Source organism: Terriglobus saanensis SP1PR4 (assembly GCF_000179915.2).
GTDB classification, from domain to species: Bacteria; Acidobacteriota; Terriglobia; order Terriglobales; family Acidobacteriaceae; genus Terriglobus; species Terriglobus saanensis.
In genome coordinates this window covers 3,926,924-3,939,734 of record NC_014963.1, presented here as the reverse complement: position 1 = coordinate 3,939,734, position 12,811 = coordinate 3,926,924, and the positions used below count along the sequence as shown (strand labels likewise).

Sequence of the window (12,811 nt, the reverse complement as noted above, 5' to 3'; positions counted from 1 at the left end):
ATGGCAAAGATCAATGTAGTGAACTTCAACGGAGAGCGCGTCGGCGAGGTTGAACTTGCCGATGAGGTCTTCGGAGTTGAAGTCAATGAGGCCCTCCTTTGGGAGGCAGTGAAGCACTATCGTGCATCGCTGCGCCAGGGAACGGCTGCAACGAAGAACAAGAAGCTTGTGTCCGGTGCGGGCAAGAAGCTGTGGAAGCAGAAGGGTACCGGCCGCGCGCGCGTTGGCTCGATCCGCTCGCCTATCTGGCGTGGTGGTGGAACGGTCCACGGACCTCAGCCCCGCAGCTACGATTACCAGTTCCCGAAGAAGAAGCTCATGGGCGCATTGCGCTCGGCGCTCGCTTCGAAGCTGGCCGACGGCAAGCTGACTGTTGTTGAGAGCCTTGCCGCTGCAGAGCCGAAGACCAAGCTCTACCGCCAGGCGCTGGACAAGCTGGATGCCAAGAAGACGGCCCTGCTGGTCGAGAGTGGCCACAAGCTGACAGAGAACGCTTTCTTCGGATCGCGCAATCTGGACGGTGTGGAACTGGTGCTCAGCTCGGAAGTTCACCCTTATGATCTGCTCCGTTATGAGCACGCCATCTTCTCGAAGGACGCTTTTGAAGCGATCCAGGAGATGTTGAAGAAGAACGTCAGCAAGCGCAAGCACGGGCTGGCTGCTGAGAAGGAGGTTGCGTAATGCCGACTCTTTATAACGTAATCCGCCGCCCCCTGATCACTGAAAAGGGTATTGGCATCAAGGATTCGCAGAACACGCTGGTGTTTGAAGTCGCGCACGATGCGACCAAGACCGAAGTAAAGCAGGCGGTCGAGACTCTCTTCAAGACGAAGGTTTCGAGCGTTCGCACAACGAACGTCGTAGGCAAGGAACGCCGCCGCGGCAAGTTTACCGGCTATCGCCCCGACTGGAAGAAGGCGTATGTCCGCCTGAAGGCCGGCGAGAAGATGCCGGAGTATGCGACGAACCTGTAGTAAGTCGCAGCGAGTCAGCAGGTCAGCAAGTCAGCGAGTCAGCTGCTTCTGTCCAGGGTAAGAGCTGAGTCGATTGATTTGAAGATTTGAGAGAGCCGCGCGCTGTAAAAGCTATGCGGAGAGGCAAGGAAATAAAGCGATGCCGATTAGAACATTCAGACCGATAACACCGACGTTGCGCTTCCAGGCGCGTCTGGTGAACGACGACATCACAACGGACAAGCCCCACAAGCCATTGCTCACGAGCAAGCCGCGTACGGGTGGACGTAACTCGACCGGAACGATGACGATGCGCCACCACGGTGGTGGACACAAGCAGAAGCTGCGCATCATCGACTTCAAGCGTGAGAAGTACGGCATTCCGGCTACCGTTGCAACCGTTGAGTATGACCCAAACCGTAGCTCGCGTATCGCCCTCGTGCACTATGCCGATGGTGAGAAGCGCTACATCATTCAGCCCGTTGGGTTGAAGGTGGGCCAGGAGATCATGAGCGGACCGGAAGCGGACATTCTTGTAGGCAATGCGTTGCCGCTCAAGAACATCCCCGCCGGGACGACCGTGCACAACGTTGAGCTTCGTCCCGGCAAGGGCGCACAGATGGTGCGTTCGGCTGGATCGAGCGCCCAGTTGGTGGCGAAGGAAGGCGATTACGCTCTTCTGAAGCTGCCCTCCGGCGAGACCCGCAAGGTGCTCGTGGAGTGCATGGCGACGATTGGCCAGGTCGGCAATACGGAGCACGAGAACATTACGCTGGGCAAGGCAGGCGCAAGCCGCTGGCGCGGTATTCGTCCCGCCAACCGTGGTGTGTCGATGAACCCTGTGGATCACCCACATGGTGGTGGTGAAGGTAAGACCTCCGGCGGACGTCACCCAGTGACTCCGTGGGGCCAGCCAACGCGTGGATACAAGACCCGTAACAACAAGCGGACCGACGTATTCATCGTCAACCGCCGCAGCAAGTAATCGACAGGATCTGGAGCTAAGACATGGCACGTTCTACGAAGAAGGGCCCATTCATCGACGAGCATCTGCTTTCCAAGGTGGCTGCGTTGAATGAGGCGAATACCAAGAAGGTGATCAGCACGTGGTCGCGCCGCTCGACGATTTTCCCCGAGTTCGTTGGTCACACGATCGCTGTCCACAACGGCCGCAAGTTTGTTCCGGTGTACGTGACTGAGAACATGGTCGGCCACAAGCTGGGCGAGTTCTCTGCGACGCGTACCTTCAAGGGCCACGCGGCGAAGGCCGAGAGCTCGGCGAAGTCGAAGTAAACGGTTTACCCGGCAAACGGCTGGGCATTGAGTTCACCTCGGCTATGACCGAGGCGTGAAGGAAGAAATTATGGCAAAGAAGGCCGAAAAGACGATAGCAGGGCAGGCGCGGGAGTTCCGTGCCGAGGCGCGCTTCCAGCGCGTCAGCCCGCAGAAGGCAAAGCTGGTTCTGGATATGATCAAGGGTCTTCGCGTGGAAACCGCGCTGACCACGATGATGTTCTCCAAGAAGCGCATTGCACCCATTGTGGAGAAGGCCTTGCGTTCGGCGGTTCACAACGCAAGCTACCTGAGCGAAGAGCAGGGTTTTGACCTTGACGTCGACAACCTCTACGTCAAGATGGCCGTAGCCAACGAAGGTCCGCGTCTGAAGCGTATCCGCCCTGCCCCCATGGGCCGTGCGTTCCGCTACCAGCGCAGACTCGCGCACATCATCGTGACCGTTGCTGAAAAGCACACGACCCCGAAGGTGGACGGCACGGACGCAACCGCTTCGGCGACGGCAGGCACCAAGCCTGCTGCCAAGAAGGCGGCTGCAGCAAAGAAAGCCCCTGCAAAGAAGGCTCCTGCGAAGAAAGCAGTAGCAGCAAAGTAAGTTTGGCGGTACCGGAAGCACACACCCTCGGGCTCGGATAGAGCGGCGAGGTTTAATGACCCGATGAGTGCCTCGTCCGCGGACAAGGGCTGGTGGGTTTGGAGTGAGAGGAAATTTATGGGACAGAAAGTCCATCCGTATGGGTTTCGCCTCGGCGTCAACAAGCCGTGGAAGTCGCGCTGGTTCGTAGAGCGCGGATTTGACAAGCTCCTCGTCGAGGACGTCAAGCTGAAGGCCGAGCTTCGCGAGAAGCTGAAGGCTGCCGGTGTTTCGTCCGTCGAGATCGAGCGTCCAGGCAACAAGCTTCGTCTGATCATCAAGACCGCGCGTCCGGGTATCATCATCGGCCGCAAGGGCGCAGAGATCGACAAGCTCAAGGCCGACATTCAGAAGCGCACTTCGCGCGAAGTCTTCATCGACATCCTCGAAGTGAACAAGCCGGAGCTCGATGCTCAGCTGGTGAGCGAGAACATCGCCCTGCAGCTCGAGAAGCGTGTTTCGTTCCGTCGCGCCATGCGTAAGTCTGTGGACTCCGCTCTGCGCTTCGGTTGCAAGGGCATCAAGGTACGCGTTTCGGGCCGTCTAAACGGAAACGAGATTGCGCGTTCGGAGTGGTATCTGCAGGGACGTCTGCCGCTGCACACGCTGCGCGCCGACATCGACTACGGATTCTCCGAGGCACACACCACCTTCGGCATCATCGGTGTGAAGACCTGGGTGTACAAGGGCGAGATCTACGAGCAGAAGAAGCGCCGCGACGTCGTTACGACCACGGGTGCGTTCTAAGCCGTTGTCGAGTTTTTAGTTGCGAGTTTCCAGTTCTTAGTTGTGAGATCGGCTAAGAGTGAGATTAAGAATTGATTGAGCGCGGGAGACGGGTTTCACCTTTCCGAAGGTGAGATCCAGGCCCGGCGCGGGAGAGCAAAACTATGTTGATGCCAAAGAAGGTAAAGTACCGGAAGCAGCAGAAGGGCAAGATGCGCGGCAAGGCCTGGCGCGGCTCTGAGTTGGCTTTTGGAGACTACGGTCTTAAGGTTCTGGAGTGCGGCTATATCACCGATCGTCAGATCGAAGCGAGCCGTATTGCGATGACACGATTCATCAAGCGTGGCGGCAAGGTCTGGCTGCGGATTTTCCCGGACAAGCCGATCACGAAGAAGCCAGCCGAAGTTCGAATGGGATCCGGTAAGGGTGCTCTCGATCATTGGGTTGCGGTAGTTCGCCCCGGCAAGCTGCTCTTCGAGATGGAAGGCGTGACGCCCGAGATTGCGCGTGAAGCGATGCGGTTGGCGTCGAACAAGCTTCCGTTGCGTACGATTTTCGTGCAGCGGCATGATGTGAAGGTTGTGGCTGCGAAGTAAGCAGCCCGCGCCGCCGGCAACGGCATGCGCTAGATGACGGTTTGAAGGAAGAGACTAGAGATGGCACTCGATAAGATCCAGAACTTGAGCGACGGTGAGTTGAAGACCGAAGAGGCGAAGGCTGCAGAGCAGCTCTTCCGCCTGCGGTTTCAGCAGGGCCTCGGAAACAACGAAGGCGTGAAGAACATTCGTGGACTGCGCAAGGACGTAGCGCGCATCAAGACGCTTGAAAGCCAGCGCCGGTTGGGTATTGCAAAGGCTCCCACGGAGACCGATGCACCCACCACCAAGAAGAAAGCGAAGAAGGGCTAACCCATGGCAGAGACAACTGTAGAGACAAAGACAGCAACAGTGGCCACCCCCCAGGGTGAAGCTCCGGCGCGCCGCAACGAGAAGGTGGGCGAAGTTGTTTCCACCAAGATGGACAAGACCATTGTCGTCTCGGTAGAGATGCGCAAGGCCCATCCCAAGTACAAGCGCGTTGTGAAGAGCAACAAGAAGTTCTACGCGCATGACGAACAGAACTCGGCTCGCGTAGGCGACCAGGTTCGCATCCGCGAAAGCCGCCCACTGAGCAAGCTGAAGCGCTGGACGCTGGACGAGATCGTCCGCCGCTCCTCGTTGAACACGCTGCCGGACGCGAAGGCTGCGACCAAGGCTTAATGGCTGGCTCGCGAGAGCCGCACTTGATGTAAGAGATTTTTGGAGATACGACAATGTCCGTTCAGATGAGAACGATCCTCGACGTAGCCGACAACTCCGGCGCACGTCGTCTGCAGGTGATCCTGCCGCTTGGTGGCGGTCTGGGTAAAAAGGCTGGCCTGGGCGATGTAGTCACGGCTGCCGTCAAGGAAGCTTCCCCCGATGGCACGGTCAAGAAGGGCAAGGTCGTAAAGGCCGTGATCGTCCGTACCCGCAAGGAATACCGCCGTCGCGATGGCACGTACATCCGCTTCGACCAGAACGCCGCCGTCGTGATCAACGACTCGGGCGAGCCGGTTGGAACGCGTGTCTTCGGACCCGTGGCCCGCGAGCTGCGCGACAAGAAGTTCCTCAAGATCGTGTCGCTGGCGCCGGAAGTTATCTAGTTTTGGCTGGTTTTAGGGCTGCCGGTGGAACCATCGGCGGCTTTGATGTACACTTATCAGGTTTGGTTCTTGCGTAGACCCCGGCTTCGGACGGTGAGTACATGAGGATGTGATCTGCAGGGCAATCGAAAGAATTTACCTGAACCGGCGCAGGTTTACGCCGAGGTTCGTGTGTAAGCAATCCCGCGCGATCAGGAAGAAGGAAGAATTATGTACATTCAGCGCAACGACACGGTCATCGTGACCGCCGGCAAAGACAAAGGCAAGAAGGGCCGCGTCCTGCGCGTGCTCAACGATAAGGGCCGTGTTCTGGTCGAGCAGGTCGGCATCGTGAAGAAGCATGTTAAGCCGAATCCGCAGAAGAACATCAAGGGCGGCATCGCCGAACAGGAGACTGCCGTGCACATGTCGAATGTGATGTTGATCGATTCGAACGGCAAGGCGACCCGCGTTGGTTTCCGCGTCCTGGAAGATGGCAAGCGTGAGCGCTACGCCAAGACCACCGGCGAGACCTTGGCACCGAAGAAGAAGTAGGTCCTGCGCGGACAGCGATACGCTGCGCGCGGAACAACTAGATTTTTTGTAAGTAATAACGGTTCACCCCACGTAACGGTATCCACTCCGACGACCGTGGAGAAAGAGATCAAGATCATGGCAGCACGTTTGAAGGAACGATATAACAGCGAACTGAAGGCAGCGATCCAGAAGGATCTCGACCTGAAGAACACAATGGCGGTTCCCCGTCTCGAGAAGATCGTGATCAACATGGGTCTCGGCGAAGCCACCCAGAACAACAAGATCATCGACCCTCTCGTCAGCGATCTGGCCCAGATCACCGGACAGAAGCCGGTCCTGACCAAGGCGAAGAAGTCCATCGCCCAGTTCAAGGTCCGTGAAGGCCAGTCGATTGGCGCCATGGTGACTCTCCGCGGCGACGCGATGTACGAGTTCCTGGATCGCCTGATTGCGGTGGCTCTGCCCCGCGTTCGCGATTTCAAGGGAGTATCCGCCAAGAGCTTTGACGGCCGCGGCAACTACACGCTCGGTCTGCGCGATCAGCTCATCTTCCCCGAGATCGATTACTCGAAGGTGGAGAAGTTGAAGGGTATGAACGTGACGATCGTGACCTCTGCGACCGATGACAACTCGGCCCGCGTGATGTTGAAGCACTTCGGCATGCCGTTCCGGGCTGCATAAACTTTCGTAAGAGCGCGCTCTGCGCGCAGAGGAACTGAAGAGACTATGTCAACGACTGCAAAAGCTGTAAAAGACGCAAAGAAGCCGAAGTTCAAGTGCCGCCAGCACAACCGCTGCCAGCTGTGCGGACGTCCTCGCGCCTACCTACGCAAGTTCGGCGTATGCCGTCTTTGCTTCCGTGGTCTCGCGCTCAAGGGCGAGATTCCAGGCGTCGTCAAGTCGTCCTGGTAAGCACTGCCTTCCGCGCTTCGGCGCAAAACGATTTCGGTGTTCGCTCCTAGCGAGCGGGCACCACAACATTCCTGCTGGTTCTTGCGGAGACACCGCGAGCGAACGAGGAATGAAGGAGAGAGAATGAATCTGACCGACCCAGTAGGAGATTTCCTGACGCGTATTCGCAATGCGATGCGTGCCCGCCACCAGAAGATGGACGTTCCCGCCTCGAACCTGAAGGCCGAGATCGCCCGCATTCTGAAGGAAGAGGGTTACATCTCGAACTACAAGGCTACCGAAGAAGACGGCAAGAAGGTCCTCCGCGTGTACCTGAAGTACGGCGCGAACAACGAAGCCGCGATCCGCGACCTGAAGCGCATCTCGCGTCCCGGCTGCCGTGTGTACATCGGCAAGGACGAGATCCGTCGCGTACAGGGTGGACTCGGCATCTCGATCATGACCACCCCCAAGGGTGTGATGACCGGCCGTACCGCTCGCAAGGAAAACGTTGGCGGCGAAGTTCTGGCCCACGTCTGGTAGTGCTGCGCGCACGGCGGGAAGCGCTTCGCGCGTCTTGCTGATGCGATAGTGTGTGGCCGGCGCGTTGCTGCCGGATGAAGTTTTGAAGTAAGCGGAAGGGTTTCCGCTGGCTGCAGTGGAACGGGTGAGCGATCACACCGGGACTCGCAAGCCGACAAGGATTGAAACGATGTCACGTATTGGAAAAAAACCGATCTCGCTTGCGGGCGGCGTAAAGTACACGGTCAACGGAAATATCGTTGAAGTGACCGGACCGAAGGGCAAGACGAACGCACTTCTCCCGACCGGCATCCGCCTGGTGGAGAAGGACGGCTTCCTGCACGCGGAGCGCGACAATGACTCTCAGGCTGCAATTCACGGCCTGGCACGTTCGCTCGTCTACAACGCCGTTGCCGGTGTGACGACGGGTTGGACGAAGGACCTGGACATCGTCGGTATCGGATACCGTGCGGAGTTGAAGGGCAAGGACCTGGTTGTCTTCACGCTCGGCTACTCGCATCCGATTGAGTTTCCTTTGCCCACGGGCATTGAAGTGACGATCGATCCGAAGCAGACGCACCTCAGCATCGCAGGCATCGATCGCCAGAAGGTCGGCCAGGTTGCCGCCGATATGCGTTCGCTGCGTAAGCCGGACCCGTACAAGAACAAGGGTGTACGGTACACGGGCGAGAAGTTGAAGAAGAAGGTCGGCAAGACGGGTTCCAAGTAAGTCGTCGACGGAAAGAATTTGAAACCGAACGGGGCCAGAGGCTGGCCCCGCTACTAGGAAAAGAGAGACACCATGCTTACGAAGATCAAACGGAATACAGTTCGCCAGCGCGTCCACAAGCGCGTTCGTGCCAAGGTTTCAGGAACAGAACAGCGTCCCCGCCTCAACGTCTATCGCTCGCTCAACCACATCTACACGCAGCTGATCGACGACGCCACTGGCGCGACGATCGTAGCAGCGTCCACGATCGTGAAGAAGGGCGAAGAGAAGACCTCTGGCGGCAACATCGATGCAGCGAAGGCCGTTGGCAAGCTGATCGCAGAGCGCGCGCAGGAAAAGGGCATCAAGAAGGTGGTCTTCGATCGCGGCGGCTATCTGTATCACGGTCGCATCAAGGCCCTGGCGGACGCGGCTCGCGAAGCCGGTCTCGAGTTTTAAGCGAGTTCGAGTAGATATTGGGATTTGAGGGCCTGGCGGCCCGGAAGGAAACACAAGATGGCGTTTCAGAAAAAGATCGATGCGAACAAGCTGAACCTGAAGGACCAGGTCGTTGCGATCAATCGCGTGACCAAGGTTGTTAAGGGCGGTAAGAACATGTCGTTTGCCGCGCTCGTCGTTCTCGGCGATGCGGAGCAGGGCATTGTGGGCTACGGCTCCGGCAAGGCGAAGGAAGTGCCCCAGGCAATCCGCAAGGGCATCGAATCCGCGAAGAAGAACCTCTTCAAGATCAACCTCACGGCGACGACGATTCCGCATCAGGTTCTCGGCCACTACGGTTCGGGCCAGGTGCTGTTGAAGCCCGCTCCTGAAGGTACGGGCGTGATCGCCGGCGGCGCTGTGCGCGCGGTGATGACCTCTGCCGGTGTGCAGAACGTGCTCACGAAGTCGCTCGGCTCGGCCAACCCGCACAACGTGATCAAGGCGACATTTGACGCCCTGATCCAGCTGCGCGACAAGGCTGAAGTTGCTGCTCTGCGTGGCAAGACCGTCGAAGAGCTCTAAAAAGTTTTCGCTCCCGTTAGCTTTCGGGACCCTGGAGAAAAGTTATGGCAGAGAACGTCGGCAAGATCAAGATCCAGTACTTCCGCTCGAAGATTGCAACCCCGGTGAAGCACAAGCTGGTGGTCAAGGGCCTCGGATTTACGCGTCTGAATCAGATCGTGGAGCGTGAGGATACACCCTCGATCCGCGGCATGATCAACGTGATTCCGCACCTGGTCCGTATCGTCGAGTAGTTGAACTATGAGCGCTGCCTTCGGGCGGCGCGATCGCTGGAAATCTTTCCAGCCAAAAAATATGCGAGTCGGAGCGATCCGGCGTGAGCGAGGAAACACAATGGCACTGAATCTCTCTAACCTTCACGCACCTAAGGGTGCGAATAGCAACAAAAAGCGCGTCGGCCGCGGTATGGGTTCGGGTATGGGTAAGACCTCCACCCGTGGACACGATGGACAGCGTTCGCGCTCGGGTTCGCGCGCGATGCGCGGTTTCGAAGGCGGCCAGATGCCCCTTCACCGTCGTATGCCCAAGCGTGGATTTACCAACATCTTCCGCCAGGAGTACCTCGTCCTTGGTCTGGACCGCATCAGCCTGATCGCAGCGACCAGCAACGAAGAGCTCACGCTCGAGAAGTTGCAGCAGCTCGGCATCCTGAAGAAGCGCAACGGCCTGGTCAAGGTGCTGGCAAACGGCGAAATTACGACCGCTGTGACCGTGCACGCGCATAAGGCTTCGAAGGCTGCTCAGGCTGCTATCGAGAAGGCGGGCGGAAAAATTATCATCGTCGGCGCTCCGGTAGCTGCAGAGACGGCAGAGACCGCGTAAACTGGATTTCTCCCGCGTGGATTTTCGTGATGGGTCGGGCCTGGTGCCCGGCCCTTTGCGGCAAGTGTAGAAGAGTCAGCCAGGCACGTCCAAAGGAACATCCTCTCTCATGTTCGACAAGTTTCTCAACATCTTCCGCATCCCCGACCTGCGCAATCGCGTGCTTTTCACGCTTGCCATGCTGGCCGTCTATCGTCTTGGCGGCCACATCCCTACACCGGGTATCAACCCTGAGATGCTGGCGCAGTACTTCCAGCAGATGGCAGGATCCTCGCTCGGTCTGATGGATATGTTCACGGGCGGCAACCTGCGTAAGTTGACGGTCTTCGCCCTGGGCATCATGCCGTACATCACGGCGTCGATCATCTTCCAGCTGCTGACGGTCATCTACGAGCCACTGGCCAAACTGCAGAAGGAAGGCGAAGTCGGTCGCCGCAAGATCACCCAGTGGACACGCTATGTCACGGTGTTGCTTGCGATCGTGCAGTCTTTCGCCATCGCCCTGACCCTGACCAAGAGCGCCACCGGCGCTCCGATGGTCACGATCAGCTCGGGCAAGTTCATCTTCCTCTGCGTGCTGACGCTGACCACGGGTACGGCCTTCATTATGTGGCTGGGTGAGCAGATTACAGAGCGCGGTATCGGCAACGGTATGTCGCTGCTGATCTTTACGGGTATCGTCGTCGGCCTGCCGCGCGGCATTCAGGATCTGTGGGAGAAGGCACGCGACGGCGCATGGGGTGGATTTACCCCGGTTGCCATTGCAATCCTCGTTGCTCTTATGATCGCGGTCGTAGCGTTTATTGTCTTTGTCGAGCGTTCTGAGCGCCGGATTCCGGTGCAGTATGCGAAGCGCATCGTTGGCCGCCGCATGATGGGCGGACAGAGCACGCATCTTCCGCTGAAGGTGAACTCCGGCGGTGTGATGCCGGTCATCTTCGCAAGTTCGATCCTCTCAGCTCCGCTGCTCTTTGCCAACGCCCAGTGGGTCCAGAACATTACGTTCTTCCGCAAGCTGACCGAGGGCCTTCGTCCCGGTGAGCCGTGGTACGAACTGGTGCAGTTCGTTGCGATTATCTTCTTTGCATACTTCTATATCTCCATCGTCTTCCGTCCGGATGATATTGCAGACAACATGCGGAAGTACGGCGGCTTTATCCCCGGAATTCGTCCAGGCCGTCGTACCAGCGACTACCTGAACGACATTCTTACCCGCATCACGCTTCTGGGTGCGCTCTACCTGATCATCATCACCTTGATCCCGACGATGCTCATCTCCGGTGTGCATTTGAACCATCTCTGGCTGATCGGTCCGGTCTTCGACCATCTGCCGAGTTGGATCACGAATGGTCTCGGAGTGAACTTTTACTTCGGCGGAACCTCGCTGTTGATCGTCGTGGGTGTTGCGATGGATACGGCGAACCAGATCGAGTCGCAGCTGATCATGCGGCATTACGACGGCTTCTCGCCGAAGAGCGGCCGTGTACGTGGCCGTCGGAGCTGGTAACTGGTGACGTTGGAAGCTAAAGAACAGAAGCCGGCCATGGGGAAGGATTTCGTCCCCGGGCCGGTTCTCCTTTTGGGCGCCCCCGGTGTCGGCAAGGGGACGCAGGCGCAGATTCTCATGGAAGCCTGGGGAATTCCCCAGATTTCGACGGGCGACATCATCCGGGCCAACATCGCGGCAAAAACGCCGCTGGGTGTTGAGTTTGGGGAGCTGGTCGCCAGCGGCCACCTGGTGCCGGACGACCTGGTGAATGCTATGGTGGCGGATCGGCTTTCGCAGTCAGATTGCGGTCGCGGGTACATCCTGGACGGATTTCCCCGGACTTTACCGCAGGCAGACTGGCTGGATGAGCATCTGGCGCGGGTCGGAGGCCTTCCGGTCGTTGCAGTAAGCATGGAAGTTGGATATACTCAATTGCTGGGCCGTATTACGGGACGCAGGACCTGTCCCGTGTGCAAAAGCATCTACAACGTATTTTCCTCTCCGCCGAAGGTTGACGGGGTCTGCGATGTGGAAGGTGCGGCCCTCGAACAGCGGGCAGACGATACGGAAGAGAAGTTTGCCGAGCGCATGAAGGTATTCCATGCGCAGACGGCTCCGGTGATCGAGCACTACCGCACACTGGGTCGATTTGAAGTCGTCGACGGGGACCGTGAAGTTGAAGCGGTAACCGGCGACATCGTGGCCGCCATTGCGCGGTTGCGGAAGAAATGAAGTAGCAGGAAGAAAGACGGCGAAAGAACAGCATGGCGATTGCGATCAAGACTCCTCAGGAAATCCAGAAGATGCGTCGCAGCGGTGAGGTTCTCAGCCAGGTTCATGAGGCGGTTCGGCAGGCAGTGAAGCCGGGCGTTTCGACGATGGATTTAGAGAAGATTGCGGAGCGGAAGATCGCCGAGCTGGGCGGAAAACCTGCTTTCAAGGGATATATGGACTACCCGGCGTGCCTGTGCACCTCGGTGAACAATGAAGTGATTCACGGTATTCCTTCGGCAAGCAAGCAGCTGAAAGATGGCGATATTGTGAGCGTGGACTGCGGTGTGATTCTGGATGGCTACTACTCCGATGCGGCAGTCACGCACGCGGTAGGCAAGACCAGCGCGGCGACACGCAAACTGCTGGAAGTGACGAAGCAGTCGCTGGAGCAGGCGATTCAAGAGGTGAAGGTAGGCCAGACGCTTGGCGATATCGGCGCTGCGGTGCAGGAGTTTTGTGAGGCGGAAGGGTTTGGCGTAGTGCGGGAGTTCGTGGGACACGGCATTGGCAAGAAGATGCACGAAGATCCCCAGGTTCCGAACTATGGCAAGCGCGGTAAAGGTACAAAGCTGAGGGCGGGCATGGTGTTGGCGATTGAGCCGATGATCAATGCCGGACGTCCCGAGGTGAAGGTTCTGGGAGATGGTTGGACCGCAGTGACCGTGGACGGCAGCTGGAGCGCCCACTTTGAGCATACGGTTGCGGTGACGGAAGACGGTCCTCTGGTTCTTACGCGATAAGGTTTCGCAACGGTTTTGGCAGTAGAAGTTACGAG

At 58.1% G+C, this 12,811-nt stretch carries 22 protein-coding genes; all 22 read left to right on the top strand.

Annotation, left to right across the window (positions count from 1 at the left end):
* Positions 1-681: a 50S ribosomal protein L4 gene (gene rplD / locus ACIPR4_RS16095; RefSeq protein ID WP_013569722.1), complete on the top strand. Its 681-nt coding sequence runs from the start codon at positions 1-3 to the stop codon at positions 679-681.
* A complete protein-coding gene (locus ACIPR4_RS16090) occupies positions 681-974 on the top strand; it encodes a 50S ribosomal protein L23 (protein ID WP_013569721.1) in 294 nt (97 codons plus the stop codon). Before rplD ends, ACIPR4_RS16090 begins: the two co-directional genes overlap by 1 nt.
* A 139-nt stretch (positions 975-1,113) precedes the next feature.
* Positions 1,114-1,938: a 50S ribosomal protein L2 gene (gene rplB / locus ACIPR4_RS16085; protein ID WP_013569720.1), complete on the top strand. Its 825-nt coding sequence runs from the start codon at positions 1,114-1,116 to the stop codon at positions 1,936-1,938.
* 23 nt (positions 1,939-1,961) lie between these two features.
* Entirely contained in the window at positions 1,962-2,246 is a 285-nt protein-coding gene (gene rpsS, locus ACIPR4_RS16080) for a 30S ribosomal protein S19 (protein WP_013569719.1), read from the top strand.
* A gap of 70 nt (positions 2,247-2,316) precedes the next feature.
* Positions 2,317-2,841, top strand: coding sequence for a 50S ribosomal protein L22 (gene rplV / locus ACIPR4_RS16075; protein WP_013569718.1), 525 nt, complete (start codon positions 2,317-2,319; stop codon positions 2,839-2,841).
* A gap of 117 nt (positions 2,842-2,958) precedes the next feature.
* Positions 2,959-3,627, top strand: coding sequence for a 30S ribosomal protein S3 (rpsC, locus tag ACIPR4_RS16070; protein ID WP_013569717.1), 669 nt, complete (start codon positions 2,959-2,961; stop codon positions 3,625-3,627).
* Between the two features lie 143 nt (positions 3,628-3,770).
* On the top strand, positions 3,771-4,202 hold the full coding sequence (gene rplP, locus ACIPR4_RS16065; protein ID WP_013569716.1) for a 50S ribosomal protein L16: 432 nt from the start codon (positions 3,771-3,773) through the stop codon (positions 4,200-4,202).
* Positions 4,203-4,262: 60 nt separating this feature from the next.
* Entirely contained in the window at positions 4,263-4,514 is a 252-nt protein-coding gene (gene rpmC / locus ACIPR4_RS16060; protein ID WP_013569715.1) for a 50S ribosomal protein L29, read from the top strand.
* Between the two features lie 3 nt (positions 4,515-4,517).
* Positions 4,518-4,865 (top strand): 30S ribosomal protein S17, encoded by a 348-nt coding sequence (gene rpsQ, locus ACIPR4_RS16055; protein WP_013569714.1) that lies wholly within the window; start codon positions 4,518-4,520, stop codon positions 4,863-4,865.
* 53 nt (positions 4,866-4,918) lie between these two features.
* Positions 4,919-5,290: a 50S ribosomal protein L14 gene (rplN, locus tag ACIPR4_RS16050; RefSeq protein ID WP_013569713.1), complete on the top strand. Its 372-nt coding sequence runs from the start codon at positions 4,919-4,921 to the stop codon at positions 5,288-5,290.
* Positions 5,291-5,500: 210 nt separating this feature from the next.
* Complete coding sequence (gene rplX, locus ACIPR4_RS16045; RefSeq protein ID WP_013569712.1) at positions 5,501-5,824, top strand: 50S ribosomal protein L24; 324 nt, start codon at positions 5,501-5,503, stop codon at positions 5,822-5,824.
* A 117-nt stretch (positions 5,825-5,941) separates the two neighbouring features.
* Positions 5,942-6,487: a 50S ribosomal protein L5 gene (gene rplE / locus ACIPR4_RS16040; RefSeq protein WP_013569711.1), complete on the top strand. Its 546-nt coding sequence runs from the start codon at positions 5,942-5,944 to the stop codon at positions 6,485-6,487.
* Positions 6,488-6,532: 45 nt separating this feature from the next.
* Positions 6,533-6,718, top strand: a complete 186-nt coding sequence (locus ACIPR4_RS16035) for a type Z 30S ribosomal protein S14 (RefSeq protein ID WP_013569710.1) — start codon at positions 6,533-6,535, stop codon at positions 6,716-6,718.
* A 123-nt stretch (positions 6,719-6,841) separates the two neighbouring features.
* Entirely contained in the window at positions 6,842-7,240 is a 399-nt protein-coding gene (gene rpsH / locus ACIPR4_RS16030) for a 30S ribosomal protein S8 (protein ID WP_013569709.1), read from the top strand.
* Positions 7,241-7,409: 169 nt separating this feature from the next.
* Complete coding sequence (gene rplF / locus ACIPR4_RS16025; protein WP_013569708.1) at positions 7,410-7,949, top strand: 50S ribosomal protein L6; 540 nt, start codon at positions 7,410-7,412, stop codon at positions 7,947-7,949.
* Between the two features lie 72 nt (positions 7,950-8,021).
* Entirely contained in the window at positions 8,022-8,387 is a 366-nt protein-coding gene (gene rplR, locus ACIPR4_RS16020; protein WP_013569707.1) for a 50S ribosomal protein L18, read from the top strand.
* Between the two features lie 57 nt (positions 8,388-8,444).
* Positions 8,445-8,951 carry a 30S ribosomal protein S5 gene (gene rpsE / locus ACIPR4_RS16015; protein ID WP_013569706.1) on the top strand — a complete coding sequence of 169 codons (507 nt, stop codon included), beginning with the start codon at positions 8,445-8,447 and terminating at the stop codon, positions 8,949-8,951.
* Between the two features lie 44 nt (positions 8,952-8,995).
* Complete coding sequence (gene rpmD / locus ACIPR4_RS16010) at positions 8,996-9,184, top strand: 50S ribosomal protein L30 (RefSeq protein ID WP_013569705.1); 189 nt, start codon at positions 8,996-8,998, stop codon at positions 9,182-9,184.
* A gap of 100 nt (positions 9,185-9,284) precedes the next feature.
* Positions 9,285-9,773 carry a 50S ribosomal protein L15 gene (gene rplO / locus ACIPR4_RS16005; RefSeq protein WP_013569704.1) on the top strand — a complete coding sequence of 163 codons (489 nt, stop codon included), beginning with the start codon at positions 9,285-9,287 and terminating at the stop codon, positions 9,771-9,773.
* A 109-nt stretch (positions 9,774-9,882) separates the two neighbouring features.
* Positions 9,883-11,280 carry a preprotein translocase subunit SecY gene (gene secY / locus ACIPR4_RS16000; protein ID WP_013569703.1) on the top strand — a complete coding sequence of 466 codons (1,398 nt, stop codon included), beginning with the start codon at positions 9,883-9,885 and terminating at the stop codon, positions 11,278-11,280.
* 36 nt (positions 11,281-11,316) lie between these two features.
* The gene (locus ACIPR4_RS15995) at positions 11,317-11,994 is read left to right on the top strand and encodes an adenylate kinase (protein WP_041586875.1); all 678 of its coding nucleotides are present in this window, start codon (positions 11,317-11,319) and stop codon (positions 11,992-11,994) included.
* A gap of 32 nt (positions 11,995-12,026) precedes the next feature.
* Positions 12,027-12,776, top strand: coding sequence for a type I methionyl aminopeptidase (gene map, locus ACIPR4_RS15990; protein WP_013569701.1), 750 nt, complete (start codon positions 12,027-12,029; stop codon positions 12,774-12,776).
* Positions 12,777-12,811 lie beyond the last annotated feature (35 nt).